Origin of the sequence: Paraburkholderia strydomiana, from assembly GCF_046030495.1 — a bacterium.
GTDB lineage: Bacteria > Pseudomonadota > Gammaproteobacteria > Burkholderiales > Burkholderiaceae > Paraburkholderia > Paraburkholderia strydomiana_A.
Genome location: NZ_JAQQCJ010000014.1, coordinates 43,880 through 69,979 on the forward strand (window position 1 = coordinate 43,880; position 26,100 = coordinate 69,979).

Genomic DNA, 26,100 nt, shown 5'->3' on the forward strand with positions numbered 1-26,100 from the left:
TTCAACGCCGAGCCCCTTAAAAAACGGGATTAGCTTGCGATCGCGCCGTCTCACGTATCGCTTCGGCCGCGCCTTCAAGGCAGTCCATCATTAATTCTGTCGCCGCACTAAAAGGGCGATTCCGGTTCCACATGATGCCGGTCGCTCGCAACATCGGAGGAAGCGCCAAGGGCAGGACAGCGAGCGGCTGAAATTTGTCTCGCGCCGCTGTATTCGCTAGCACCGAAATCGCGTCGCTGCCATAGAGGTAGGAACGTGCGATTTGAACCGACATTGTTTCGATATAGTTCTTTGGGAATTCGAGTCCTTGCATCTCAAGGATGCGTTCAAAGGGTTCGCGAATTTGCGAGGCGGGGGAAGGCAGTACCCACGGATACGTTTGTAAATCGGACCATTGAAGATGTTTGCGCTTTGCCAGCGGATGTTGAGGGCCTGTAACGAGAACAAGCCGTTCTTCCAGCAGGGCTTTTTCATCGAAGCCGCTTGACGGTGGAACGGCAGGCAAGCGCCCGACTATCAGATCGATTTTTCCCTCCCACAATTGTGGCAGCAGAAGCGGGCGAGTGCCTTCAATAACCTGGGCGTTCGTGTTCGGCGAGCGCTGCTTCAACAGGTGTAATGCCTTGGGGACAAGCACGGAACTCGATGCCGGGTACACGCCGATATTAATCTTCCCACCCGATCCGTTGTACAGCGAATTGAGTTCGTCGCGTACTTGCTGCACGTCGGTCAGTATGTTGCGTGCATGTCGAACGAGACACTCACCATACTCGGTTGCACGTATGCCTTGGGAGGTACGGACAAATAGCTCGAGACCCAATCCCCTTTCAAGCTCGGCTAGGGCTCTCGATACCGCCGGCAATGTCACATGCGTTGCCTCGGCGACTTTTTTCAAGCTTCCGAGATCGTCCAGCATGACTAATAACCGGAGATGGCGAGTTTTCAGATTGAGATGAAGATACCAGTCGAGCTGTGTCGGCATGATGGTTGACGAGATAGTTAATCGCGCTTGAGTCTACCTTGCGCCGCTCGAAGGTCGCAACATCAATAATTTCCAGTCCTGCGAAGGAATTACGAACAGGCTAGGGACTTGTACTTATATCGGGTATATCCGGATGTGAATCAACAGATAACGCCGTGGCGTCGATTTTCTCTCGGTTTGACGTCATGCGTATAGGGGAAAACGCAAGGAAAAATGGCGTTATAGCTACTTCGGACGAGGTGCGCGGGCCATTTTCCTTCAGTTCTTTATTTCTTATCTGAAAGCATCATCGAAGCTAATGTATTCGGCTGAATTGTTGAATTGTTGTGTCGTCGTTCGCGCCATATAGTCACTTCACATTCTTAACGACGTCTCTTGAAGGAAAAGCCATGGTAACGAAATGCCGAATCGCAATTGTCGGCGGTGGGCTCGCGGGAACAGCAACTGCAAATGCGCTGAAGACCTTCGGCGTCGATGCCGAGCTTTTCGAAGCAGCGCCCGCGTTGGGAGAAATCGGCGCAGCAGTGAGCTGCAGCCCGCAAGCGGTCAAGGCATTGTGGGGTCTAGGCGCCAGGGAAGCGGTGGATGCAGTGGGCCACCGTTCGCCGGGCGAGTACATGCTTCAGATGCAGACGGGCGAGTTCATTCAATCGCGTGACCGCTTCAAGCTCGCCGAAAAGTGGGGCGCGCCTTACTACTCATTTCACCGCGCCGATCTGCTCGACGCACTCGCATCGACCGTGGACAAGTCCCACATCCATCTCGGCCACCGTCTGGTGAGCGCTGACGTGCGTGAAGACTGCGTTGTACTCAAGTTCGAAAATGGCAACGTGGTCGAAGCGAACTATGTGATAGGTGCAGACGGCGTGAAGTCGGTTCTTCGCCAGACGCTCTATGGCGACGACAAGCCGACGTATACCGGCCAGATGGCATGGCGTGCGCTGCTCGACGCGAGCATCGTGCCGGAAGACATCCTGGCGCCGAACGGCCACATCGAATGGGTCGGCCCCGGTGCGCATATTCGCGCGTACTACATCCGCAACAAGACGATGGTCAATATCGTCACGCAGCAGGACACCGGCGACTGGGTTGAAGAAACGTGGAACGGCAAGGGCAATCCGGACGATATGCGTGCCAGCTTCCCGAATCCGGAGCCGCGCCTGAAGCGGTTGCTCGACCTCGTGACCGACTGCATGAAGTGGGGCCTTTTCGCACGCCCGATCAACGACAACTGGGGCTTCGGCCGTGTCCAACTGATCGGCGACGCCGCTCACGCCATGGTGCCGAACGCGGGCCAGGGTGCCTGCCAGGCATTCGAAGATGCCTACATTCTCGGCCGCTGGCTGTCGTCGGGTTGTTCGGTCGAGGAAGCATTCGAGAACTTCCGTCGCGTTCGCGTTCCACGTGTCCACGGCGTGCAGCGTTTCTCGCTGACCAACCTGCGATTCAAGCACATGAAGGACACGCAGGCGCAGAAGGCTCAAGTCGATCAGCACGGCTCCTCGCACCAATACGCCAAGAACGACTGGCTGTACGGCTTCGATCCGGTGACGCAATGGGATCAAACGCCGTACGTCAACGAGTCGTACGCCGATGGCCCGAATGCCGAGATCGAGTGGAAAGTCTGAGCCTAACCTGAACCTGACTACCAAATATGAAAATCTGCCGTTATAACGATGGCCAAGCAGGCCTGATCGAAGGCGACGTCGTTTATCCGCTGAGCAAAGCCCTCGCGATTGCGGGTGTTACGCGCCAAGGTGCATCGATGAGCGAGATCATCGATGCACTTGCGAACAATCCGGAAGCAGAGATTGCACTCGGCGTCGCGCGTCGAGGTGAATCCGTGCCGTTGTCGGCGGTGAAGCTGCTTGCGCCTACGGACAATCCGCCGGCGATCTGGGCGGCTGCAGCGAACTACCGTTCGCACCAAACTGAAATGACCGGCCGCGTGCAGGCCTATGACCGGTCGAAGCTGACGGCCGATGAATTGATGGCCGAAGCGTTTCTGAAGCCGACGTCGTCACTCGTCGGTCCTGGGGGCACGGTGGTCTTGCCGAAAGTCGCCAAACATGTCGATTACGAATGCGAGCTCGCTCTCGTCATCGGCCGCGATGCAAAGAATGTCAGTGCGGAACGCGCACTCGACTACGTGTATGCCTACACGATTTGCTGGGACATCAGCACGCGTGACCCGTGGGGTCATGGCGTTCACAACACGCGCAATATCCGCAAGGGATTCGATACGTTCTGCGGCCTCGGGCCGTGGTTCGTGACCACGGATGAAGTGGGCGAGCCGCAGGATCTGTTCATCGACGTGGATCAGAACGGCAAGCAGGTGATGCATGCGCACACGGCAGACATGATCAACGGTGTCCGCGATCTCATTCGCTTCCTGACCATGGACCGTACGCTGAAGGCAGGCACGGTGATCACGACCGGGACGTCCGCAGGCGTGTCGCAGCTATTCCACGGCGACAAGCTGAAGGGCACGATTTCCAAGGTCGGAACGATGGAACTCGACGTCGTCGACGCCAGCTAACACGCTCTTCAAGGTAAAACGCCATGCTACTTCGTTCGCGCGATCGCGTTACCAGTTATGACCTTGTCGGTCCGGAAGACGGACAGGTGGTCATGCTATGTCACCCGCTTGCGGCCGATATGGGGCTATGGGCAGAGCAAATCCCGGCATTGCTCGCCGCTGGTTATCGCGTATTGCGTACGGATCTCCGTGGTCACGGTGGTAGTTCTCCGACGCCGGCCCCGTATTCAATCGACTTGCTGGCGGATGACGTCGTTGAAGTTCTCGACGAAACTGGAATCGAGCGCATTCATTTCGTCGGGCTGTCGATCGGCGGGATGATTGGACAGTCGCTGGGCCTGCGACATGGAGATCGGTTGCATTCGCTGTTGCTCTCCGATACCCAGTCGCAGTCACCGGCGGATGCAGCCACGTTCTGGGACCCGATGATCGAGGCGATTAATGCGGCCGGCTCACTGGAGCCGATCGGCGACAAAACGATGGCGCGCTGGCTCACTGCCGGTTATCAGGCGGCTAAACCGCGCCGCTGGAAGCAGATTCGCGACACCGTGGCGTGCTGTACACCGATGGGCTATATCGGCTGTGTTCGTGCGATCGGCAATTTCAACTTCACCGACCGATTGCATACCGTGCAGACGCCGGTTCTCGTTGCATGCGGAACTCAAGACCCAAGGGCGACACCGGAAGAAAGTCGTTACATGGCGAGCCTGTTTCCCACGGGGTGTTATGTGGGTTTCGAGGGTGCCAGGCACATTCCTAACGTGGAGCAATCCGAAGCGTTCAATCAGGCGCTCCTCGCCTGGCTCGCACAGGTCAAGCAATAACACATCCCCCTAAACTAAGAGTGCTTCCCATGGACGAGTTGGTTGTGAAAGCCCTTAAAGCGTGGAGATTCCTGTATCGCCACGGTTTCATCGAAGGTTTCGGCCATATCAGCGTCCGGCTGCCGGGTAACCGTTTCATGGTCACAAGGCACTCGCTGGGACTCGAAGCCGGATCGGAAGATTTCGTGGTCATGGATCTGGATGGGAACAAGCTGGAAGGTGCCGGCGACCCTCCGCGCGAATATCCGATTCACCTCGAGATATACGCGGCCAGACCCGATGTGAATTCCGTCGTCCACTATCACGGCATGTACTCGACGGCCTTCACGACCAGTGGTCGTCAGTTGCGTCCGATTCACCTGATGGGCACGCTGTTTCATGAAGGCATTCCGACTTACGACGATCCGCGGCTGATCAACGATCGTGAACGCGGTGCGTACCTGGCGCAGACACTGGGCCGCAATCGGGCAGTCCTGATGTGTGCGCACGGTGCGACAGTGACGGGCGAGAGCATCGAGGAAATGGTGGTCGGCGCATTCCTCTTCGAGGAAAACGCCCAGCGCGCGACGATCAGCGCGACGCTTGGCGAGCCCGTTTGGATCAACGACGAGTTGGCGGCCAACGCTGGGAATGAATTGCTGAAATCACGCGGACCCTTCCGGCGAGTGTGGGCACTGGTTGAACAGGAGCACGAGGAATTCAGCGTGGAGAACCGGAGAGCGGAAGAGGCCGGCACGTTCCGTGTCATGACCTCGGGAATTTTCACTGCAGCCTATCAGGCTCTGGTTCCAAAGCTGGAAAAGCTCATCGGTAAAAAAGTCGTGACGCTGACGACGTCTATCGGAACAGGCGAGAAGTCGATTTCGAATCGTTTAAAGCGGTTCGAAGCCGTGGATCTCGTTATCGCCGCGGAATGCAATATGCGCGAGTTCGTCGACCACGGTCTCATCCTTGAGGATAGCGCCCGACTGGTGGCCAAATCATCGCTCGCGTTGGCTGTGCGCGAAGGACGGCAGGCACCGGATGTCAGTACACCCGACGCTTTGAAGGAAACCTTTCTCGCGGCAGAAAAGATTGCCTACTCGGCGAGCGCCAGCGGCAAGTACCTGACAACGCAGCTTTATCAAAAGCTCGGTATTGCCGATGAATGTCTTCCGAAGAGCCTGTTCGTCGGCGACGGCGAGCGCACCGGTGCTGTCGTTGCCCGTGAAGAGGCTGATCTGGCATTCCAGCAGTTGAGCGAACTGCTACCGGTGCCAGGCATCGCCCACATCACGCCTATTCCGGAAGAGTTCCAGGTGTCGTTCCGCGTAGGTGTTGGGGTGCCGACATGGAGTCGAAATGCCCAACTTTCGCGCTCGGTAATTCGTTATATCGCGTCTGAGGAATCGAGGGACGCCATTGCGGAAAGTGGCCTCAAGTGCCTGATTGATGCATCAGATTGCGAATGGCTCGTTAGCAAATAGGGCCGATCTGGTATTGGACGAAATGTGTTGCAAGAAAATAGGTGGGTCGAATTCGATCCATCACATCAAGGTCTACTAAGCATAGACCGCCAGGAGACATAGATGGCAAGTCTGTCGATAGAGAAGGACAAAAGCGTTACGCGGCTGACTGCGGCGACACGCATGAACTACGTGGAGTTCATCGATGAATCGCCGATGAACCCCGTGCTGTGGATTTTGCTCATCGGTTGTATGGTCGCGCAAATTCTGGATGGCTTCGAGAATCAAACGATCTCGTTTGCGCTTCCGCTGCTCTCCAAAGAGTTTGCCATCGATCATTTGCAGGCCGGCGTGATTGGCTCGGTGACGAATTTCGGGCTGTTTTGCGGCGCGCTGCTGGTCGCGCCGTGGGCGGACAAGATCGGCCGCAAACCGATCCTGCAATGGGCAATCTTTTTCTATGCGTTCGGTACTTTGCTCGCCGCACTTGCTCCGACGTATAACACGCTGCTTTGCGCCCGTTTTATCGCCGGCTTGGGCATGGCCGCCGAATTTCCGGCTGCGTTCGCACTGTTGTCTGAAATGGCACCGCGGCGGCTCCGCCATATTTTCGTTGGTTCCGGATCGATTGCGTATGCATCGGGCTGGACGGTGTGCGCGATCGTAGCGACACTGGTCATTCCGGCATTCGGTTGGCGTGCGCTTTTGTGGGTGGGTGTTCTGCCGGCATTGATGATCTTTTTCGTTCGTCGTTATATCCCGGAATCAGTGCGTTTTCTGCTCTCCCAAGGCCGCACGGAAGAGGCCGGTCTGATCGTTCGCCGACTTGCCGATTCATCGGGCTATCGCGAACTTGAACTCGTGCCGCCGCCTGCCGCGGCCAAGGCAGAAAAAGTTACCTGGCGAAGGCAATTTACGCTGCTGCGTCTTTCGGCCGTCACGATCGGGGCGCTCGCACTGTTCCAGCTTGCAAACAACGTGCAGGTGACCGGCGTTGGCCATTGGCTGCCGTCGATTTTCGTGAAGCAGGGTTTCACGCTGACCACGAGCTTCAGATTCACCATGATCGTGCTGGTCGCTACGCCGATCGGTCAAGTTCTCGGCATGTGGCTTCAGGACAGAATTCCGCGTAAGTGGGCAATCCTGTTGTTCTCGGCGCTGAGTGCAGTCTGCTTCGTTGGCTTTGGCCTGTCGTTCGAATATCGGGCACCAGTCCCGGTAATCCTCGGCTTTGACATCGGCTACTCGTTCTTCTCGGGCGCTGTGATGCCGGTCTTCTTTACGTTGAGCAATGAGTTGTACGACACGCGGATTCGCGCGCTCTCGGCTGCACTCATTCTCGCAGGCGCCCGTTGCGGTTCGATTACGGGGCCGCTCGTTCTGGGTTGGTTGCTGACGCTCGGAACGGAAATTCACCAGATCATCTACTACTTCTCGATGCCGCTGCTGGTTGCGGCAATCATCCTCCTGTTCGTGATCCGGGGTGATAGTCGCCAAAAGTCGCTCGATGATGTGCCCGTTGGACACTAAAAGAAAGGCGTTCAGGGAGGTCTTGCCGCGTCTGCGCAGCACTTTCCGGTTTTCCTTATAAACACAAGCTTGGAGACAAATAATGAATAAAGCCCTGATCGCCCTCTCGGCGGCGTCATTGGCGAGTACCGCTGCGATGGCCCAAAGCAGCGTGACGCTATATGGCATCGTGGATGCAGGTGTTCAATGGACGAATCACAACCTGACGAGTTCGGGCGGTGGTGCATCGACGTTCGCGGCGGAATCGGGCGGGGCTTCAACGTCGCGTTGGGGCATTATTGCTCGTGAGGACCTCGGCGGCGGTCTGGCGGCGGTTGTCAACCTCGAAAACGGATTCGACGCTACGAAAGGCACAGTCAACAACGGGGGGCGTCTTTTCGGTCGCTCTGCATTCGTCGGCCTGAAGTCCTCGACATACGGTCAATTGACATTCGGTCGTATCAAGACTGCGGTTTACGAATTCGGTGTTCTATATGACGCCGTGGGGCCTGCGACCTGGTCGGCTTCCGTTCTCGATTCGGCAATCGTAGGTCGTGCGGACAACTCGGTGAACTATGAGGGTAGCTTCGCAATTGGTGGCGGCAAGCTAGGAATCAAGAACCTGTACAGCTTCGGGTACGATTCGGTCGCGGGTGCGGGTCCAGTCGCTGGCGACTATAAGATCGGCAAGGAAGAAAGCCTGATGCTGACCTACGATTACGGCGCGGCGAACATCGGTCTGCTTTATGACGCACAGAACGGCAATACGGTGGCGGCACGGAACACACGAATCTCGCGTTATGGCGTGGGTGTCTCGTATGATTTCAAGCCGTTTCAACTCATCGCCGCATATCGTCTCTATACGCAGCGGGCGGCGGTCAATACTTCGGAAGCGCTCTACTGGCTGGCTACACGTTATCAGGCGACGCCATTCCTGAACATCAACGCGGCCGTTTATTACGTGGACGATCGCAACACGGGTCACGGGCAGCCGATTATGGTGTCTATCCTCGGAAGCTACCTGCTTTCCAAGCAAACGGACATCTATCTGAACGTGGCCATGGTCGCGAACAAGGCGAATAGCAGCCTCGGCCTTGCGGGGTACAACACCGTTACGGAGGGCGCATTGCAGACGGGTGCGATGATTGGTGTGAGACACCGCTTCTAATAGCGGGTAGCTCCGGTAACGCGTCCGGTCAGTAACGTCCGGACGTGTGAATCGAATTGCGGGTAAGGAGACGATAAATGGTTCGTGCGTTGAAATTCGCGTCAGTCATACTCTTCGGTATTGTCGGAGTCGCCTACGCACGGCAACCGGCTGATCCCGACGACGCTCTGAAGGAGCAGCTCGTTCAGGCGTACAAGGTACTAGTCCACGAGCATGTGCTCGACGGTTTCGGCCACGTCAGTGTGCGTTCAGCCAAAGACCCGAACATATTTCTAATGCCGCGTGCAATGCCGCCTTCGCTGGTCAGCAAGAACGATATTCTTGAAGTGCGCGTGTCTGACAGCCAGCCGGTCGATCCGCGTGGCCGCAAGCTCAATGGCGAGCGCTATATCCACGGCGAGATCTACAAGGCACACCCGAACGTGAACGCGGTGATTCACTCGCACTCGCAAGCGGTCATCCCGGTCAGTCTGACCGATATTCCGCTCAAGCCTGTGATCGCGCAAGCCGGCTTCTTGCCGCTGGAAACCAAAACGTTTGAAATTCGCGATGTCCGAGGCAAGGATGGCATGGGTATGCAAATCACGGACATGAAACGCGGTGCCGCACTAGCGAAAGCGCTCGGCAACGATCCCGTGATCTTGATGCGTGGTCACGGCGATACGATAGTGGGCCGCTCGATCGAGCAGGCCGTCGTGTTCGCAACCTACGTCGATGTCGATGCCCGCATGCAAACGCAAGCGATGCTTTTGTCGAAGAACATCGTCACGATGGACAAGGCGGAACTTTTCTCCGAAAAAGACTTCGATATCAACCGTCCGTGGCAGTACATGCTGTCCAAAACCATGACGCCCGGTGAAATCGCGAAGATCGATCATTCGCAATTCGGCCTCGAACAGACGCAGAAGAAGCAGTAATTTTCGAACACCTCTCCCACCGGAGCAGATACCGGTATGTCTTTGTTCGTGCACCAGGAATCCGATGCGTCGATCACCTTTATTGTGGTGTCCGCTGATTATGTCCTCCCGTCGAAAATGAAGATGCCGGCCGGGGCCGGAATATTTTCAGGCGGCTATGGAAGCGCGTCGCCTCGTTTTGCATGCCGACCGTGATTGTTATATCGGGTTCGGATGTTTCGACAAAGGAACCTAACTGAACATCTTTTCCAAAGAATCGAATAAGTGGCGGGCCAACGGATTGGGAGACGATCCGATATACATCTTGTAGGTAATGTCCGGTAATCGGGGAAGACCGTCGGCCTCGTCCAGGATCCGGAATTCAGGCCCCATGACTTCTTCCGAGCGTGCGGTCACGCCCATGCCGGCTAGCACAGCGGCGCGAATGCCAGGAAGACTAGGTGCGATGTATCTGATGCGGAAGTTAATGCCGGCGTCGTTAAGGTGATCGAGGGCTATCGTTCGGAGAAAACTCGGTTCGTCGGCGACGATGAGATCGAGAGGTTGAGTTCTGTCGAAGTGGTAACTATCGGAGCAAAACCAGACCATACGAGAGGTTCGCAAAATGATACGACGATACTCCGGGTGCTCCTTCGCCGAAATCGTCATGTTGATTTCGCCGCGTTTCATCGCTTGCATCAGAAATGCCGTCCGACGTACATCGATGGAAATTCGGATGTTGGGGAGAGTTTTGGAAAAGCGTTGTAACAAGTCGGGAAGGATCGAATCGGCGACGTCGGCGGGCGCGCCCAATCGAACCTCACCGGTAAGTGTCGATCCTGCGATGGCTGAGCACGCTTCATCGTTCAGTGCTAGCAGACGACGAGAGTATTCGAGCAGCTTTAAACCATCTTCCGTCAGTGTTTTCTTGCGTCCTGATTTATGGAACAAGGTTTTGTCAAGTTGCACTTCCAGTCGTTGCATCTGCTGCGTGACGGCTGACTGGGTCCTGTGTACCGATTCGGCGCCCGCGGCGAAAGAGTCCTGTTCAACGATGGCGACAAACGTCCGTAACAGCTCCAGATCTAGATTCATGACGCTCATTTTTTTGATCTCATAGCCTACCAGATAAAAGGGCTGGGCCCTCAGAGGCCGCAGGCATCGCCGGGAAATTGTAAACGAAGAATTTAAAAATACCTAACAGCGAAGCGCAGGGATGGCTGGAAATTAAATGAAATTGGGATTTTTTGCGCGCAAACTAATTACATTACTTTCGTTTTCTATGAGGCAAACCCTGATGAAATAAACTGTAGGTGGTTTGTAAATTCGGTGAACAAAATTTACTGAGGAGACGAAAGTTGGACGCGATAAAGTTAGCAGTACGGAGTGTAAAAAAGTCTTTTCGTGTCAGAGGGAAAAGTCGCGAAGAAGATATAGTTATCGATGTTCTTGGCGGCGTTGATTTCGGTGTCGAGCAGGGCGAGATAGTCTCTTTGATTGGGGAGAGCGGCTGCGGAAAAACCACGCTTCTGCGTATTATCCAGGGCCTGGTGAGGCAGGATGGCGGCGACGTCCTGATCGACGGTAAGCCCGTCACGCGACCGGGCCGTGATCGCGGTCTCGTATTCCAGCAAGCTAACTTGTTGCCGTGGCGTACGTCACGAAAAAATATTGAGTTCGGGATGGAGTTGAAGGGCGTTCCGAAGGAAGAGCGTCGGATTCAGGTCCAGGCGCTGCTCGAACTCGTTGGTCTCGGACACGCATCGGAGCAATATCCGAATCAGTTATCGGGCGGTATGCAGCAGCGTGTCGGTATTGCTCGTGCGCTTGCGATCGAGCCATCCATTCTATTGATGGATGAGCCATTCTCCGCGCTCGATGCACAAACCCGGGAAGTGCTTCAGTGTGAACTCCTGCGCATTCACGAGGAAACGCACACGACCGTGCTGTTTGTTACACACGATCTCGATGAAGCCATTTATCTATCGGACCGCGTGGTCACCCTTGCAGCTAAGCCGGGCCGCGTGCGAAAAGTGATCGAGATTCCATTTCAACATCCACGTCCACTTCTGCCGGAGTTACGCGGCGATCCCGTATTTCAGGCAATTCGCGCTGAAATTTGGTCTTCGATTCGAGGTCGAGAGGTTAAGCAATGATTCATCAAGAACAGGCAGAGCCGCAGATAGAACTGATGGAGGCTCCGAAGCGCAATTTCGATAAGTCGCAAATCATTCGCATCGTTTCCATTATCGCTGTCTTGATCGCGTGGGAATTTTTTGGGAGGCAGGTCAATCCGCTTTTCATGTCATATCCCACGGCGATCCTGGAGGCGGCGAGGACGCTAATTGCCAATGGCGAGTTGCTCGGTGCGATTCGAAGTAGCTTGACGACACTGTTGGTCGGTTTTGTTGGGGCATCGGTCATTGGTGCTGCGCTGGGCCTGCTGATCGGCCGCTACCGTTATTTCGACGCCGCGACTGACTGGTTCGTCAATGCGCTGTATGCCACGCCGTTGGTCGCGCTTATCCCGCTCGTCGTGCTCTGGTTTGGCCTCGGCGACGCGGCGAAACTCTTCATTGTGACGCTGATGGCCATGTTCCCAGTGCTGATGAACACCGCGGTGGGCGTGCGTAACGTGCCGCGGGCGCTGATTGATGTCAGTACTGCGTTTGCCGCCAACGAACGGCAAGTGTTCCTCAAAATCATCTTGCCGGCGTCGGCACCTTACATGATGACGGGGCTTCGGCTAGGAATCGGCCGTGCAATTATCGCCATGGTGGTTGCAGAGTTTTTTACGTCTTTGACTGGATTGGGCGCACTGATCGTTAAGTATGGCAACCAGTACGACACGGCATCCATGTTTGTGCCGATCCTCGTGTTGATGCTTTTGGGTGTCGGTCTTACCTCGATCGTTCGACGAATGGAAGAGGCACTTGCCCCTTGGCGCAAGGATGGCGAGTAACGACGTCGACTATTCAACGGTTAAGCCATCGGGCAATTCGTGGGGAGACAACATTGCAAAAGCATAATCGAGCGTTTTTGAAGATGGGTGCGGGAGTCATTGCATCCATCGTCATCGGCATTTCATCGATGTCTGCCTCGGCGGGCGAAGGGATGGCGACGGTACGCTACGCCATTCCGTCTTACGGTGCTGCTTTTTGGCCCAACTATGTGGCCGACAAGAAGGACTTTTACAGCCAACAGAGTCTGGATGTGAAGACGATGCAGATCGATCCGAACATCACGGTTACATCGCTGATCGGCGGTTCGATCGATATCGCATTTGCCGATTCCACACAGCTGGTCTATGCGATTCAGAAGAAGTCGGATCTGGTTGCGGTGGGTCTCAGTACGGATAGACATCCTTATAGTCTGATCGGCGGTCAACACATCACATCGATCTCTCAATTGAAAGGAAAAAAGATCGGAGCCGTATCCGAGATCGACGTCTTTACCTATGTGACCAAAAAGATGTTGCGCAATGGCGGCCTCGATCCGGACAAGGATGTGCAGTGGGTGATCGGGGGCAATCAGAATCGCCGCATGGCTGCCATGACCGCAGGTCTGATTGATGCGGGCTTGTTCACGCCGCCGTCGGACTCGCGCTTGGCCGGTCAAGGTTTTCACCGGCTCGCTTTTGCGCCCGATCTGTTTCCTCACCTGATGCTGAGCACGCAGACGGTTCGGCGCGATTGGGCAGAAAAGAATGGCGATGTCCTGCGCCGTATGCTGCGTGCACAGGTCAATGCGCTGCACTGGCTGTACGATCCTGCGAACGCAACCGAAGCACAGCGCATTCTGATGAACGCGACGGGCGCGAAGCAGTCGGATGCCCAGGAAGCGTACGACGCATTCGTCAAGCCGCACGCGTGGCTGGATGGATGCGTGCACCGCGAAGGATTGGTAACGGTGGTAAAGATGCTCCGGGAGATGAAGCAACTGCCCACGCTCACGGAAGCGGATGTGCCGAAATTTTCGGATCCGGCGTGGTGTCCGAAATAGCGGAGGAATTGCGTAAGAGAAAAAGATTTAAGGCGTCTGAGTACCGAAGGGCCGGGTTCTATATTGCACAGGACTCGGCCCTTTGCGTACGCCGAAAATGCCTGGATGCTAAACCTCCGCGGAGGCTGTATCAACTTGACGAGTTCAAGACGTAGACCTGGATGGGGTCGTCTCAGAATTCGGAAAAAATCGTACGCTAGCAGTTGCCGGCATGGCTGGTCGCTCGTCCGTTCAATGCTTTCTCGTCATCGTTCTAGCGCCCGGTAAAGCGTGGCCCGATGGACCCCAAGCAGGCGGGCAACCTCAGCTACAGGCTTTCCGTCTTGCTCGATAAGCTGGCGCGCGTGGACGATACGTCCAGCATCAAGTGTTGGAGTTGGGCCAAAGCGCACGCCGCGCGCTTTGGCGGCAACCCGTCGGGCGCTGGTACGTTCCACGATCAGGGAGCGCTCGAAATCCGCTATACCGGCGAACACGGTGAGGACCATGCGACCGGCCGGGGTGGTCGTGTCTGCCCACGGTTCAGCCAGCGATCGCAGACCCGCCCCGGCGTCCTTGATACGTTCCGCGATGTCCAGCAGGTCGCGCGTAGACCGGGCCAACCGATCAAGGCGGGTGACCGTCACCACGTCGCCGGCGCGGAGATGCTCAAGCAGACGGCCAAGCTCGGGCCTGTCGCGTTTCGCGCCACTGACCTTTTCTTCGAAGATCCGTGTGCAGCCGGCCTCGCGTAATGTGCTTCGCTGCTAGGCGAGTTTGAGCAGGGTGGTGAGGGCCGTGCCGCATACGGCGAGGCACTGATCACGCGTCTGGGCGCCGACCTGTCGCAGCGGGTCGGCCGTGGTTTCGGCTGGCGCAATCTTGCGCAAATGCGGGCCTTTTACCTTGCCTGGCCGACTGAACAGATTTTGTAGACGCTGTCTGCAAAATCGCCGTCTTCCCGGATTGTCCCGGCGCCGTCTGCAATTTCCGCCGGACTTCCGCATTCCGGGCCCCCTGCGCGAAACGGTCCCGAACCGGGTGCCGTCGCGCAGGCTTTTCCTTTGTCCTGGTCGGCCTATGTGCGCCTGCTTTCAGTGAAGACGGCGGCCTTTCGTGCCTTCTATGAAGCCGAAGCGCTGCGCGAAGGCTGGTCGGTGCGCCAGCTGGACCGCCAGATCAGCAGTCAGCTTTACGAACGCCTGGCGCTGTCGCGGAACAAGGCGGCCCTGCTCAGGAAAGCCGCGGATGTCCAGCCGGGTGATCGCCTCACGCCAGAAGAGGCGATTCGCGACCCGTTCGTACTCGAGTTTCTCGACATCAAGGACGAGTACTCGGAGTCGGATCTTGAGGAGGCGTTGATCCAGCATCTGGCGGATTTCCTGCTGGAGCTCGGCGACGACTTCGCTTTTATTGGCCTGCAGCGCCACCTGAGAATCGACGACACGTGGTTCAGGGTCGATCTGGTGTTTTTCCATCGACGTTTGAGATGCCTGGTCATCATCGATCTCAAGGTCGGTCGCTTCAGTTATGCGGATGCCGGGCAGATGCATCTCTATCTGAACTACGCACGCGAGCACTGGATGAAGCCTGGGGAGAATCCACCGGTCGGTCTGATCCTTTGCGCCGAAAAAGGAGCGGCTGAAGCACACTACGCGCTGGACAACCTGCCGAACAAGATTCTCGCTGCGGAATACCAGACGGTGCTCCCAGACGAGGCGACAATCGTACATGAACTGGAGCGCACGACGGCGGAACTGCAGAGGCGTACCGGGGCTTCGTCAAGTTTGAAATGACGGGATGAGAGCGAATACGAAGTTATTCATGCCTTTGGCTAGAGGCCCGTCTTCTATCCGCTCGAAGAACGGGTGGCCTCGTTACCGTTGCGGATCAACCGCGTTGCGATACATGGATGGCGAGGTTGCGCGACGCCACCGCGCCCAAGTTAGAAACTCAGGGTTTCGTGTGCCTTGACGATGTCGCCGGCCACCGTCTCGATCTGTTCGCGTTTGAGCATGGCCTTTGAGCGTAGCAGCTGATACGCATCCTCTTCAGACATGCCGCGCGAGTCCATTACGATCCGCGTGGCCTGCTGGATCACCCGACCTTTCGCCTGCTTCTGCTCGAGCCGCTCGATGTATCGCTCACGTGCGCGGGATGCCTTGAATTGCGTGAGCGCGACAGCGATGGCGGTCAATAAGCCAAACGAGCGGACCGGCGACGGGATCGTAGCGAACGCATTCAATCGCAGCACCGCTTCGATGGTGATCGGATTTTCGTAGGTCACGACGGGAATCACCGGCGGCGACATGCTGCTTCCGAGCCACGGATAGTCGACCGACAGCGCCTCGGGACGCATTGCCATGACGACGAGGCCGGTGTCGGAAGGCAAGCTGTCGAGGCGCGGCCAGCATACCTGCACGTCACAGCCGATGCGCTGAAGCTGCGCGAGCAACTCTTCGCCATCCTGATCCTGCGGATGAATCACAACGACTTTTAGCGAACGCAGGTCGCGCAGGATCGCCGGCGTCTGCGCGGTCCGCTTCATCGAACCGCTCCCGCGCGTGCGAGTTCAGGATGCACTTGCGCGGTCCACGCCGGCGTGCTGTGAGAGACGACGTAGGGGTCCGCCTTCACGCGTTCAGGCGCGCGTCCGATTATGTCGAAGCGGCCATGCGCGTCGACCCGGCCGATCAACGGATGCAGGTATGTATGGTTATTGTGCTCGTCGATACGCACGCGGCCTTGCGGCGCGTCGAACTCGAGTCCGGGCAACACTCGCAGCAACAGCGTCGGGTCGTCGGAGCCGACGCGGCGGATCGCATCCGCGAGCAGATGCATCTGGAAATAGGAGGCTTCCCAGCACATGTTGGTCGGCTGATCATCGCCGAAGCGGGCTTGATAGCGGGCGACGGCGTCGTGGTTCGCTGCTGTATCGACACTCTGGAAGTACGCGGCCGAGGTGATGTGTCCTTGTGCGAGGTCGCTTCCCATGACCGCGATTTCGGCTTCACTGGTCATGTGGCTGGCGATAGGCGTGCGGTACGGATCGAGCCCGACCTGCGCGAACGCGCGGTACAGATGCGGAATGCCTTCACCGACTACGGTGGAGAAAATGAAGTCAGGTGCCAGTTGCTTGATCCGCTTTGCGACGCGCAGATAACTCTCCCACGGTGCATCGAGCGACAGATAGGTTTCGTCCACCTTTTCTCCGCCGCGTTCGAGGATCAGATCGCTCATCACCCGATTCGATTCGTATGGGCACACATAGTCTGAACCGATCATGCTCACGCGTGAGCCGAACTGCGTGAGCATGAACCCGGCGAGCGGCAGTGTGTTCTGATTCGGTGCCGCACCCGTATAGATGACATTACGGCTGTATTCGAAGCCTTCATACGGCGTCGCATAGAACAGCAGCGCATTGTGCCGTTCGACAATCGGAATGACCGCCTTGCGCGTGCTGGACATATAACAGCCGACGATGACCCGAACCCGGTGTTCGAGGATCAGTTGTTCGGCGAGGTCGGCATAACGCCGCGGCTGACATTGCGGATCCAGACAGACGAGCTCGATCTCGCGGCCCGACACCCCGCCTGCGCGATTGATTTCCTCCACCGCAAGCATGGTGGCTTGCAGTTGAGTGAGTTCCGCGGCTGCGGTCACGCCTGAGCGTGAGTAGAGCACGCCAATTCTGATTGGGTCCGAGGTGTGGTCGGCATCAATACGGGTCATTCGTCAGAACCGATGGTCACTACGTTTGGGAAGTGCGCTGTTTGTGCACGCGGCACGCGGCTGGTGCGTATGCGCACTGTCTTTGTGCGGTGCTGAGCCAGTCAGCCGCGTAGACTGCGTTATTTATGATGCCCTCCGCTTTGACAGAAACGCAACTGATCAATTTGCATGCGCTCGCAAAAGGGTTTTGTGGCGCGCATCACGACTGACTGCAAAATCTGGCATGGCCATTGCATAGAGAGATGCGCTGACTCGCCGAGTATCACGGGGGTCTATAGCATCCATTTTGCTGTTCGAGACAAAGGCGTCTTGAGCGGCACCGGCCAAAAAAGCCCGAAACCAGCTTGTCTGGTTTCGGGCTTTTTGCGTTTGCGATTTCTAATCCATGTCGGAGTGAAGCAAATGAAAAGACGTACCTTCCTGTCGGCAGTCGGCTCCGGATTGGTGAGCGCCGCGGGCACTGCGCTACCCAAGGCTGCGTTTGCCGCGGGAGCCAGCGATCCGATCAAGCTCGGCTTGCTGTTTTCGCAATCGGGCACGATGGCCAACGGCGAGTCGCTGCTAAAAGATACGGCACTGATGACGATCGATCAGATCAACGCCAAAGGCGGCGTGCTCGGGCGCAAGCTTCAGGGGGTCGTCGTCGATCCGGCGTCGGATTGGCCGATGTATGCGCAGCTCTCGAAGCAACTGCTCCTGCGCGACAAATGCGCCGCGCTGTTCGGCTGCTGGACGTCGGTGTCGCGCAAGTCGGTGTTGCCGGTGGTCGAGTCGCAGGACAGTCTGCTGTTCTATCCGCTTCATTTCGAAGGCGAAGAGCAATCGAAGAACGTCGTCTATCTGAACTCGCCGCCGAGCAGCTCAGTGCTCCCGGCGATCGATTACCTGATGAGCGAGCAGGGCGGCGGCGCCAGGCGCTTCTATATGATCGGCAGCGACTACGTCTGGCCACGCACGATCAACAAGATGCTCAAGGGCTATCTGAAGACCAAGAACATTTCTGAGTCGGCATGGCGCGAACACTACGTTCCATTCGGGCAGTCGAACTTCCAGACCATCGTGCGCGACATCAAGGACTTCGCCGCGCAACCGGGCGGCCAGGCCATCGTCGTGATGACGGTTGTCGGAGATTCGATTCCGGCGATGTTCAAGGAAGCGATCAATCAGGGCGTGCGCGCAACCGATATTCCGATCCTTGGCCTCGATGTGGTCGACAGCGATCTGGAAGGTCTCGATACGAAGCCGCTGGTCGGCCACCTCAGCTGCTGGTGCTACTTCCAGAACGTCGTTACGCCGCAGAACACCCAATTCAAGAGCGACTGGAAGAACTACGTCAGCGCCCATAACCTGAAGCATCGCCCCGACATGGTGATCGACCCCATGGTGTCGACTTATCTCGGCATCAATCTGTGGGCGCAGGCTGTGGCGAAAGCGCAGTCCACCAGCACGGACGCTGTGCGCAAGGCGCTCGCGGGTCAATCGATGGTCGATCCGGCGGGTTACACGGTGAAGATGGACGCTTCCACGCAGTACTTGTGGCGCGGCGACATGATCGGCTCGATCAACGCGACCCAGGGCTTCGACATTATGTGGAAGTCCAAGGACATCGAGAAGCCGGTGCCATTCAGCCCGTTCATCGGCAAGGCTTGACAGCCCCTGTCGAATAGTCAGGCAGTGGTGGGATCGGCATACGCAGGCATGCCGATCCCCGTAGCAGGATCGAATGGAAACACCCATGATCAATTTCAGGCAGATCTTTTTCGCGATCGCTTGTCTGGCGCTTGTCTGGGCCACTACGGCAAGCGCAGCGCCGGCCCGCGCCGCGATGCTCACGTCGTTCTGCGCGGCCAACGGCGATAAGGCCGCTGCACTGGAGCAACTCGTCGAAGCTGGCGTGTCGGACGATGCGCGTGAGCGTGCGTGGGCGCGTCAGGTCGTCGATGCGATTCGTAACGGCGCGCTGGTGTGCGGCGCAGACGGCCAGACGACGCTGCAGGGAAACCCCGCGCTCGACGCCGCGACCCTTCAGCCGCGCGCTAACGCGCTGGCGGATTCGCCCTATGTGCCGAGCATCGTGATGATGCGCAGGCTCGCGGTGGCGTCGGCGGAAATGGACCTCTTCTCGCCGCAGCAGGACACTCGCGCGACGGCTGCGCGGCAAGTCGACAAGTTCTTTGCGTTGCTCGATCCCGCTGTTGTCGCCCGTGCGGTCAAGGCGCAGCACGACCCGGATATCGCGACCGTTCTCACGCTGGCTCTGGCTAAACGCGGGCTGAACAGCAATGTGAAGGCCGACCGTCTGGCGGCGATCAAGGCCGTCGCCGAGGTGCCGAGCGAAACCGCGCGCACCGCGCTGGCGAACTTTGCGGCGCAGGATTCCGTGCGCTCGGATCCGGATGTGCTGGCCGCAGTGCAGGACGCGATTCGCCATATGGACACGTGGCTGTCGCTCGGCAAGGGCTTGTCGATTCTGTTTAGCGGCTTGAGCTACGCCGGCGTGTTGTTGCTGACGGCGCTCGGCCTGTCGATCGTGTTCGGCCTGATGGGCGTGATCAATCTCGCGCATGGCGAATTCATCATGATCGGCGCGTACGCGACGTACCTCGTCGAACGTTTCATGCAGGCCTATCTGCCGGGCTGGTTCGACGCCTACATTTTCGTTGCGATTCCCGCGGCGTTCATGATCTGCGCAGCGTGCGGCATGTTGCTCGAATTCTTCGTCATCCGGTTTCTGTATCGCCGGCCGCTGGAGACCCTGCTCGCCACCTGGGCGGTCAGCATCGCGTTGATCAAGCTGGTTCAGGTGCTATTTGGCTCGCAGAACGTCGAGTTCATCACGCCCGGCTTTCTCAACGGCGGCATGCAGGTCGCGCCCGGCTTTTTCGTGACCTATAACCGCGTGTTTGCAATCGTGCTCGCCGTGTTGATTTTCCTCGCAACCTTTGCCGTGGTCCGCTTCACGAAGCTCGGATTGCTGATGCGCGCCACCACGCAGCTGCGCGACATGGCGCGCTGCCTCGGCGTGCCCGCCGAGCGCGTCGATCGCATCGCGTTCGGCCTGGGCGCTGGCCTCGCGGGACTGGCCGGCGTGGTGTTGACGCAGATCGCCAGCGTCAATCCGTCGATGGGCGCGGGCTTCGTCGTCGACTCATTCATGGTGGTGGTATTAGGCGGTGCGGGCAGTCTCGCCGGGACAGTCGTCTCGTCGCTCGCGCTCGGCGAAATCAACCAGTTTATCGAGCCGTTCTACGGAGCGGTTGCCGCCAAGGTCGCCGTGCTTCTGCTCATCGTGCTGATTATCCAGAAGCGCCCGCAAGGACTCTTTGCATTGAAGACCCGCGTATGAACACGTTTCCCGATCCGCGTACCAGCAGGAGATTCACCCTGTCGGCATTCGCAACGAAATGGATGGGCCAGACCGTGGAGGTCGGCATCGTTCCGATGCTGGTCCTGGTGGCGCTCTATCTGCCTTTTGCCTATTTTGTGATTCCGGAGTCGAATGCGCTGCATCTGTCGTTGTTCGGCATCAACCTGATCGGACAGATCATGTGTTTCGCGCTGCTCGCGCTGGCGCTCGATCTGGTCTGGGGCTATGCGGGCATCCTGAGCCTCGGGCACGGTATCTTCTTCGGCATAGGCGGCTATATGATGGCCATCTATCTGTTGAACGGCGCCTATGCTGAGACGCACGTATTGCCGGACTTCATGCAATACATGGGCGCGCACGAGTTTCCCGCCGCATGGACGATGCTCTCGCGGCTCGACGTGACAATCCTCGTCACGATCGTCGTCACCGTGCTGGTTGCAGGCGCGTTCGGCTTCGTCACGTTCCGCTCGCGCATCAACGGCGTGTATCTGTCGATCATCACGCAGGCGCTCACGTATGCGCTGATGCTGCTGTTGTTCATCAACGACGTCGGCCTCGGCGGCAACAACGGCATGACCGGATTCACGAGTCTCGCGGGCCGCAAGCTTGCCGATACGTCCACGCAGATCGGCCTCGCGGTATGTTCGTGCCTGCTGCTGGTGGCGGCCTATTGCGGCTTGCGGTTTCTCGCGCGCTCCAGTTTCGGCCGGGCGCTAATCGCGGTGCGCGACGACGAAGCGCGGATGCGCTTCCTGGGCTACCGCACGCATACGCTGAAGCTTTTCGCATGGTGTCTCTCGGCGGTCCTCGCCGCGTTTGCCGGAATGCTGTACGTGCCGCAGGTCGGCATCGTCAACCCGACTATCGTTTCGCCGCAACTGTCCGTCGAGATTGCCGTGTGGGTGGCCATCGGCGGGCGCGGCACCCTGATCGGCGCAATCGTCGGCGCGATCGTGGTCAACGGACTCAAGTTCTGGCTGACCGCGCAACTGCCGGCGGTGTGGCCGTTCATTCTTGCCGCCGTCACGCTCGTGATCGTCGTCTATTTCAGCAACGGCGTGTGGGGCACGCTCAAGGCCGCCGCCAGCGAAAGCAAGGGAGGTGGCCAATGACCACCCCGCAACGGGCTACGGCCATCTATATCAGCGGCCTGTCTGTCACGTTTTCCGGCTTCGCGGCGATCACCAATCTGTCGATGGAGTTCCGTTACGGCGAGATCCGCGCCATCATCGGTCCGAATGGTGCGGGCAAGACGACCTTGATGGACGTCATCACGGGCAAGACCCGCCCGGCCCGCGGCGAGGTCTTTCTGAACAAGGTCACGAACCTCGCGACGCTCGACGAAACGTCCATCGCGCGCCTGGGCATCGGCCGCAAGTTCCAGAAGCCGAGCGTGTTCGAGGCGTTGCGGGTTCGCGAAAACCTCGAACTCGCGATTCGCAACGGTCGCGGATATGCGGCGATGGTTCGCTCGCGCCTCGGTGCACAACAGAACCGGCGCATCGACGAAGTGCTCGAGACGATCGGTCTCGCCTACGAAGGGCAGCGGATGGCCGGCACGCTCTCGCACGGTCAGAAGCAGTGGCTCGAAATCGGCATGCTGCTCGTCGCCGATCCGCAAGTGATCCTGCTCGACGAACCGGTTGCCGGCATGACCGACCACGAAACCGCGCGTACCGCCGAATTGATCGCGCGGCTCAAGTCGCCCGAGCGGGCGGTCGTGGTGATCGAGCACGACATGGATTTTGTCGGCGAGATCGCGGACCTCGTCAGCGTGTTGCATGAGGGGCAGCTGCTCGGTGAGGGATCGATGGAGAGCGTGCGCAACGATCCACGCGTGATTCAGGTTTATCTCGGACGGTGAACATGCTGAAGATTTCCGTACTCAATCAGTTTTACGGCAGCAGCCACACGTTGCGCGACGTGTCGCTGAACGTGGCCGAAGGCGCCTGCACCGTCGTGCTCGGCCGTAACGGTGTGGGCAAGACGACCTTGCTGAAGTGCCTCGTCGGGTTGCTGCCGGTCAAAGGTGGCGAAATCGAACTGGCGGGCCAGCCGCTGACGCGCACGCCGTCGCATCGACGCGCGCTCGCGGGCCTTGGCTACGTACCGCAAGGACGCGAGATCTTTCCGCGACTCAGTGTCGAGGAAAACCTGCGCATCGGCGCCTACACGGGTGAGCGCAATCAGACCGCCAACGGCAAGCAATTTTCCTTCGACGACGTCTTTCATACCTTTCCTGTGCTGAAGACGATGCGCCGGCGCATTGCGGGCAATCTGTCGGGCGGACAGCAACAGCAGCTTGCGATCGGCCGTGCGCTTCTGACCAATCCAAAGCTGCTGATTCTCGACGAACCGACAGAGGGCATCCAGCCGTCGATCGTGATGGAGATCGAAGCGGTGATCCGTTCGCTGAAAGGATCGCTGTCGATCCTGCTGGTAGAGCAGTTTTTCGATTTCGCGCAGGCGGTAGCCGACGACTATGTCGTGCTGGTGCGCGGGCAAGTCGTGTCGGCGGGCTCTGGGGATCAGATGGAAACCAACAACGTCAGAGCGCTAATTTCAGTGTGATGCGGCGCCGGCGTTGCACACATTCACTTCGACAACCCACCTATGAGCGGAAACACCATGATGACATGGCTCGAACAATCGATCATGCACACGCGCGGCGTCGCACGCGGCCAGGTCCGCGAGACGCATGAACTCAGCGAAGCCCGTCAGGGCACATTCCACTACACCGTCGGACCGTACTCGGCGCCGGTGATGAATATCGCGCCGGGCGACCGGGTCGTGGTTCAGACACGCGATGCATTCGACGGCAAGATCCTCACGGAACAGGATCTGCCGAGTCAGAAATTGCGGGTACCGTTCCTGAATCCGCAAAGCGGCCCGATCATGATCGAAGGCGCCGAGAAGGGGGACGTGGTTGCGGTGTACATCGAATCGATGTTGCCGCGCGGCGACAATCCGCGCGGCACCTGCTGCCTGATTCCGCGCTTCGGCGCGCTGACCGGCACGGACTACACCGCAACGCTCAATGAGCCGCTGCCCGAGATCACCCGCAAGATCGACGTGGACGAAGAAGGCGTCTACTGGAGCAAGCGCGTCACGCTGCCGTACAAGCCGCATATCGGCACGCTGAGCCTGTCGCCGGAAATCGACTCGATCAATTCGCTCACCCCGGACAACCATGGCGGAAATATGGACGTGCCCGACATGGGCCCGGGCAGCATCACCTATTTGCCGGTACGGTCTGCCGGTGCGCGGCTCTTTATCGGCGACGCTCACGCCTGCCAGGGCGACGGCGAAGTGTGCGGCACCGCTGTCGAATTCTCCAGCACAACCACGATCCACGTCGATCTGATCAAGGGCTGGCACATCGAATGGCCTCGCCTCGAAACCGATGAGCTGCTGATGGCGATTGGCAGCGCGCGCCCGCTTGAAGACGCGACGCGCATCGCGTACCACGAACTGGTGCTGTGGATGGAAAAGGAATACGGCTTCGACCGCTGGGATGCCTACATGATGCTCAGTCAGTGCGGCAAGGTGCGGCTGGGCAATTTCGTCGATCCGAAATATTCGGTCGGCGCGGCGATCAGCAAGAAATATCTCGCACCGGCTTCCTGAGGAGACACCACCATGGATCTGAAACTCAAAGGTTTGAAGGCACTCGTCACCGGCGGCACCAAGGGTATCGGCCGCGCGATCGCGCAAACGCTGGCAGCCGAAGGCGCGGACATCGCGCTCTGCGCGCGTGACGGCGCCGCCGTCGAACAGACGGTGGCCGGCATCGTGCAGATTACGCGCGGTGCGGTCAAGGTATGCGGCGCCTCGGTCGACGTTTCGAACGGTCCGGCGTTGCAGGTCTGGACGCGCGACGCCGCCGCGCAACTGGGCGGCATCGACATCGTGGTCGCCAATGTGAGCGCGCTTTCGATCGGCAACGACCTCGAATCATGGCGCAAGGAATTCGAAACCGACCTGATGGGCACGGTCAACCTGGTCGACGCCGCGCTGCCGTTTCTGGAAGCGAGCAAGGCCGCCTCGATTATCGCGATATCGAGCGTGTCCGGCCGTGAAATCGACTTTGCCGCCGGCCCTTACGGGACCTTCAAGGCGGCGCTGATCCACTACATGCAAGGCCTCGCGTACCACCTCGCGCCGAAGGGCATTCGCGCGAACGCCGTGTCGCCGGGCAACGTCTATTTCGAAGGCGGCGTGTGGGATCACATCGAACACAACGATCCGAAGCTGTTCGCGGAAGCACTCGCGTTGAATCCCAGCGGACGCATGGCGCGACCGCAGGAGATCGCGAACGCGGTCGCGTTCGTCGCGAGTCCGGCGGCGAGCTTCGTGAGCGGGGCGAATCTTGTAGTGGATGGCGCGCTTACGCGCGGGGTGCAGCTCTAAGTGCGGCGAAGCTGCGTCACTTGAGTTGATTCGAAAAAAACCAAGGAGTCTTGACGATAATGAAAAGAATTGCTTCCCTTCTGGCCGCCGGCCGCTCAGGCGGCGCGGCGGCCGCCCTGCTGGTATCGCTTTCGATGGCGAGCCACGCGGCGATGGCCGCGGATCCGATCAGGATCGGCGTGCCTGTGGGTCTGAGCGGCGCGAATAGCGTGGTTGCTCCGTCGGTGGTTCAGGCGGCGCAACTGGCTGTCGACGAGATCAATGCGAAAGGCGGCATTCTGGGACGCCAGGTCAGCCTGGAAGTGGCCGATGACGGCAGCGGCGCGGCCGGCGCACAAAAGGCGTTCGATTCGCTGATCTTCGAAAAGAAGGTCAACGCGCTCATCTCGATGGAAACGAGTGCCGCGCGCAACGCAGGCCTGCCGATCGTGACGCGCGGCAAGGTGCCGTTCATCTATACGTCGTTTTATGAAGGCCGCTCCTGCAACCGATACATGTACGTTGATGCATGGGTGCCCGACCAGCAGGTCGCGCCGATCGTCGATTACTTCATGAAGCAGCAGAAGGCGAAGACGTTCTTTCTGATCGGCAGCGACTACGCGTTCGGTCGCGGCATGCTCGACTTCACGAAGACCTACATCGAGAAGCACGGCGGCAAGGTAGTCGGCAACGAGTATCTGCCGATGGACGGTTCCGACTGGACATCGATCATCAGCAAGCTGCAGGCGGCCAGGCCCGACGCGATCATCACCTCGACCGCGGGCGGTGCGCCGAACGTCACTCTCACCAAGCAACTGCGTGCGGCGGGTGTGAAGGTTCCGTACGGTAATCTCGCCGTCGACGAGGGCACAGCCAAAAGCATGGGCGCGGACGCGCAGGGCATCTACATCTCCGGTTCGTATGTGACCAACATCGATACGCCGGAGAACCAGACGTTCCTCGCCGCGATGAAAAAACGCTTCGGCGCGGATCTGAAGACGCCGAACGATCTGTCGGTGCCGGAGTACGAGGCGATCTACCTGTACAAGGCCGCGGTGGAGAAAGCCGGTTCGGTCGACACGGCGAAGGTGATTCCGGCGCTCGCCCAGGTTTCGTTCGACGGCCCGCGTGGCCGGATCCAGATGAACAAGCAGCGTCATACGCCGCTCACGATGTATCTGGGTCAGGTGCAGTCGGACGGTTCGGTGAAGGTGATCGAATCTTTCCGCAACGTCGATCCGGGGGCGCAGTGTCCGGCCTTGAATTAA

At 58.5% G+C, this 26,100-nt stretch carries 23 protein-coding genes and 1 pseudogene; 19 read left to right on the forward strand and 5 right to left on the reverse strand.

All coding sequences use genetic code 11. The features are described from left to right. Positions 1-16 precede the first annotated feature (16 nt). Positions 17-982, reverse strand: a complete 966-nt coding sequence (locus tag PQQ53_RS19415; protein WP_408156741.1) for a LysR substrate-binding domain-containing protein — start codon at positions 980-982, stop codon at positions 17-19. Between the two features lie 389 nt (positions 983-1,371). Between PQQ53_RS19415 and PQQ53_RS19420 the strand changes: the two genes are divergently transcribed. The 7 genes from PQQ53_RS19420 to PQQ53_RS19450 all read left to right on the forward strand — a co-directional run bounded on the left by PQQ53_RS19420 (position 1,372) and on the right by PQQ53_RS19450 (position 9,384). After that, complete coding sequence (locus PQQ53_RS19420; RefSeq protein WP_408149440.1) at positions 1,372-2,610, forward strand: FAD-dependent monooxygenase; 1,239 nt, start codon at positions 1,372-1,374, stop codon at positions 2,608-2,610. Between the two features lie 26 nt (positions 2,611-2,636). Further along, positions 2,637-3,521, forward strand: coding sequence for a fumarylacetoacetate hydrolase family protein (locus tag PQQ53_RS19425; RefSeq protein WP_408149438.1), 885 nt, complete (start codon positions 2,637-2,639; stop codon positions 3,519-3,521). A 23-nt stretch (positions 3,522-3,544) separates the two neighbouring features. Then, positions 3,545-4,345, forward strand: a complete 801-nt coding sequence (locus PQQ53_RS19430; RefSeq protein ID WP_408156735.1) for an alpha/beta fold hydrolase — start codon at positions 3,545-3,547, stop codon at positions 4,343-4,345. Positions 4,346-4,374: 29 nt separating this feature from the next. Next, positions 4,375-5,811, forward strand: coding sequence for a class II aldolase/adducin family protein (locus PQQ53_RS19435; RefSeq protein ID WP_408325411.1), 1,437 nt, complete (start codon positions 4,375-4,377; stop codon positions 5,809-5,811). Positions 5,812-5,913: 102 nt separating this feature from the next. Then, positions 5,914-7,320: an MFS transporter gene (locus tag PQQ53_RS19440; RefSeq protein WP_408149433.1), complete on the forward strand. Its 1,407-nt coding sequence runs from the start codon at positions 5,914-5,916 to the stop codon at positions 7,318-7,320. 82 nt (positions 7,321-7,402) lie between these two features. Further along, positions 7,403-8,467 carry a porin gene (locus tag PQQ53_RS19445; protein WP_408325414.1) on the forward strand — a complete coding sequence of 355 codons (1,065 nt, stop codon included), beginning with the start codon at positions 7,403-7,405 and terminating at the stop codon, positions 8,465-8,467. A gap of 77 nt (positions 8,468-8,544) precedes the next feature. After that, positions 8,545-9,384 carry a class II aldolase/adducin family protein gene (locus PQQ53_RS19450; protein ID WP_408325417.1) on the forward strand — a complete coding sequence of 280 codons (840 nt, stop codon included), beginning with the start codon at positions 8,545-8,547 and terminating at the stop codon, positions 9,382-9,384. A 231-nt stretch (positions 9,385-9,615) separates the two neighbouring features. Here the strand turns inward: PQQ53_RS19450 and PQQ53_RS19455 are convergent, their stop codons facing one another. Continuing rightward, on the reverse strand, positions 9,616-10,467 hold the full coding sequence (locus PQQ53_RS19455; RefSeq protein WP_408149427.1) for a LysR substrate-binding domain-containing protein: 852 nt from the start codon (positions 10,465-10,467) through the stop codon (positions 9,616-9,618). 254 nt (positions 10,468-10,721) lie between these two features. Here PQQ53_RS19455 and PQQ53_RS19460 point away from each other — a divergent pair, with 254 nt between their 5' ends. The 3 genes from PQQ53_RS19460 to PQQ53_RS19470 are packed head-to-tail and all read left to right on the forward strand — an operon-like array spanning position 10,722 to position 13,365. After that, positions 10,722-11,519, forward strand: coding sequence for an ABC transporter ATP-binding protein (locus PQQ53_RS19460; protein ID WP_408325420.1), 798 nt, complete (start codon positions 10,722-10,724; stop codon positions 11,517-11,519). After that, complete coding sequence (locus PQQ53_RS19465) at positions 11,516-12,325, forward strand: ABC transporter permease (RefSeq protein WP_408149423.1); 810 nt, start codon at positions 11,516-11,518, stop codon at positions 12,323-12,325. The genes PQQ53_RS19460 and PQQ53_RS19465 overlap by 4 nt, the downstream gene beginning before the upstream one ends. A gap of 53 nt (positions 12,326-12,378) precedes the next feature. Continuing rightward, positions 12,379-13,365: an ABC transporter substrate-binding protein gene (locus PQQ53_RS19470; RefSeq protein ID WP_408325423.1), complete on the forward strand. Its 987-nt coding sequence runs from the start codon at positions 12,379-12,381 to the stop codon at positions 13,363-13,365. Positions 13,366-13,610: 245 nt separating this feature from the next. On the opposite strand, the gene PQQ53_RS19475 is transcribed toward PQQ53_RS19470, so the two are convergent. Continuing rightward, entirely contained in the window at positions 13,611-14,075 is a 465-nt protein-coding gene (locus PQQ53_RS19475) for a recombinase family protein (RefSeq protein WP_408325668.1), read from the reverse strand. Between the two features lie 33 nt (positions 14,076-14,108). Between PQQ53_RS19475 and PQQ53_RS19480 the strand changes: the two are divergent. Then, positions 14,109-15,140: pseudogene (locus PQQ53_RS19480) on the forward strand (PDDEXK nuclease domain-containing protein). Positions 15,141-15,289: 149 nt separating this feature from the next. Here the strand turns inward: PQQ53_RS19480 and PQQ53_RS19485 are convergent. Continuing rightward, a complete protein-coding gene (locus PQQ53_RS19485) occupies positions 15,290-15,892 on the reverse strand; it encodes an ANTAR domain-containing response regulator (RefSeq protein WP_408149419.1) in 603 nt (200 codons plus the stop codon). Beyond that, a complete protein-coding gene (locus PQQ53_RS19490) occupies positions 15,889-17,076 on the reverse strand; it encodes a transporter substrate-binding domain-containing protein (RefSeq protein ID WP_408149417.1) in 1,188 nt (395 codons plus the stop codon). The genes PQQ53_RS19485 and PQQ53_RS19490 overlap by 4 nt, the downstream gene beginning before the upstream one ends. Positions 17,077-17,478: 402 nt before the next feature. Here PQQ53_RS19490 and PQQ53_RS19495 point away from each other — a divergent pair, with 402 nt between their 5' ends. The 8 genes from PQQ53_RS19495 (at position 17,479) to PQQ53_RS19530 (ending at position 26,100) form a co-directional block, all read left to right on the forward strand. Next, positions 17,479-18,726 (forward strand): urea ABC transporter substrate-binding protein, encoded by a 1,248-nt coding sequence (locus PQQ53_RS19495; RefSeq protein WP_408149415.1) that lies wholly within the window; start codon positions 17,479-17,481, stop codon positions 18,724-18,726. An 85-nt stretch (positions 18,727-18,811) separates the two neighbouring features. Beyond that, a complete protein-coding gene (urtB, locus tag PQQ53_RS19500) occupies positions 18,812-20,422 on the forward strand; it encodes an urea ABC transporter permease subunit UrtB (RefSeq protein ID WP_408149413.1) in 1,611 nt (536 codons plus the stop codon). Further along, positions 20,419-21,555, forward strand: coding sequence for an urea ABC transporter permease subunit UrtC (gene urtC / locus PQQ53_RS19505; RefSeq protein ID WP_408149411.1), 1,137 nt, complete (start codon positions 20,419-20,421; stop codon positions 21,553-21,555). Before urtB ends, urtC begins: the two co-directional genes overlap by 4 nt. Then, positions 21,552-22,307 carry an urea ABC transporter ATP-binding protein UrtD gene (gene urtD / locus PQQ53_RS19510; protein ID WP_408149409.1) on the forward strand — a complete coding sequence of 252 codons (756 nt, stop codon included), beginning with the start codon at positions 21,552-21,554 and terminating at the stop codon, positions 22,305-22,307. Before urtC ends, urtD begins: the two co-directional genes overlap by 4 nt. Positions 22,308-22,309: 2 nt before the next feature. Then, positions 22,310-23,014, forward strand: coding sequence for an urea ABC transporter ATP-binding subunit UrtE (urtE, locus tag PQQ53_RS19515; RefSeq protein ID WP_408325426.1), 705 nt, complete (start codon positions 22,310-22,312; stop codon positions 23,012-23,014). A gap of 60 nt (positions 23,015-23,074) precedes the next feature. Next, complete coding sequence (locus tag PQQ53_RS19520; RefSeq protein ID WP_408149468.1) at positions 23,075-24,070, forward strand: acetamidase/formamidase family protein; 996 nt, start codon at positions 23,075-23,077, stop codon at positions 24,068-24,070. A gap of 12 nt (positions 24,071-24,082) precedes the next feature. Beyond that, positions 24,083-24,853, forward strand: coding sequence for an SDR family NAD(P)-dependent oxidoreductase (locus PQQ53_RS19525; protein WP_408149406.1), 771 nt, complete (start codon positions 24,083-24,085; stop codon positions 24,851-24,853). Positions 24,854-24,987: 134 nt separating this feature from the next. Continuing rightward, positions 24,988-26,100, forward strand: coding sequence for a substrate-binding protein (locus tag PQQ53_RS19530; RefSeq protein WP_408325671.1), 1,113 nt, complete (start codon positions 24,988-24,990; stop codon positions 26,098-26,100).

Bases quoted from the DNA above. Each gene is read 5' to 3' on its own strand.
- PQQ53_RS19415 (WP_408156741.1), bottom strand. From the start codon at position 982: ATGCCGACACAGCTCGACTGGTATCTTCATCTCAATCTGAAAACTCGC.
- PQQ53_RS19420 (WP_408149440.1), top strand. From the start codon at position 1,372: ATGGTAACGAAATGCCGAATCGCAATTGTCGGCGGTGGGCTCGCGGGA.
- PQQ53_RS19425 (WP_408149438.1), top strand. From the start codon at position 2,637: ATGAAAATCTGCCGTTATAACGATGGCCAAGCAGGCCTGATCGAAGGC.
- PQQ53_RS19430 (WP_408156735.1), top strand. From the start codon at position 3,545: ATGCTACTTCGTTCGCGCGATCGCGTTACCAGTTATGACCTTGTCGGT.
- PQQ53_RS19435 (WP_408325411.1), top strand. From the start codon at position 4,375: ATGGACGAGTTGGTTGTGAAAGCCCTTAAAGCGTGGAGATTCCTGTAT.
- PQQ53_RS19440 (WP_408149433.1), top strand. From the start codon at position 5,914: ATGGCAAGTCTGTCGATAGAGAAGGACAAAAGCGTTACGCGGCTGACT.
- PQQ53_RS19445 (WP_408325414.1), top strand. From the start codon at position 7,403: ATGAATAAAGCCCTGATCGCCCTCTCGGCGGCGTCATTGGCGAGTACC.
- PQQ53_RS19450 (WP_408325417.1), top strand. From the start codon at position 8,545: ATGGTTCGTGCGTTGAAATTCGCGTCAGTCATACTCTTCGGTATTGTC.
- PQQ53_RS19455 (WP_408149427.1), bottom strand. From the start codon at position 10,467: ATGAGCGTCATGAATCTAGATCTGGAGCTGTTACGGACGTTTGTCGCC.
- PQQ53_RS19465 (WP_408149423.1), top strand. From the start codon at position 11,516: ATGATTCATCAAGAACAGGCAGAGCCGCAGATAGAACTGATGGAGGCT.
- PQQ53_RS19485 (WP_408149419.1), bottom strand. From the start codon at position 15,892: ATGAAGCGGACCGCGCAGACGCCGGCGATCCTGCGCGACCTGCGTTCG.
- PQQ53_RS19490 (WP_408149417.1), bottom strand. From the start codon at position 17,076: ATGACCCGTATTGATGCCGACCACACCTCGGACCCAATCAGAATTGGC.
- PQQ53_RS19495 (WP_408149415.1), top strand. From the start codon at position 17,479: ATGAAAAGACGTACCTTCCTGTCGGCAGTCGGCTCCGGATTGGTGAGC.
- urtB (WP_408149413.1), top strand. From the start codon at position 18,812: ATGATCAATTTCAGGCAGATCTTTTTCGCGATCGCTTGTCTGGCGCTT.
- urtC (WP_408149411.1), top strand. From the start codon at position 20,419: ATGAACACGTTTCCCGATCCGCGTACCAGCAGGAGATTCACCCTGTCG.
- urtD (WP_408149409.1), top strand. From the start codon at position 21,552: ATGACCACCCCGCAACGGGCTACGGCCATCTATATCAGCGGCCTGTCT.
- urtE (WP_408325426.1), top strand. From the start codon at position 22,310: ATGCTGAAGATTTCCGTACTCAATCAGTTTTACGGCAGCAGCCACACG.
- PQQ53_RS19520 (WP_408149468.1), top strand. From the start codon at position 23,075: ATGACATGGCTCGAACAATCGATCATGCACACGCGCGGCGTCGCACGC.
- PQQ53_RS19525 (WP_408149406.1), top strand. From the start codon at position 24,083: ATGGATCTGAAACTCAAAGGTTTGAAGGCACTCGTCACCGGCGGCACC.
- PQQ53_RS19530 (WP_408325671.1), top strand. From the start codon at position 24,988: ATGGCGAGCCACGCGGCGATGGCCGCGGATCCGATCAGGATCGGCGTG.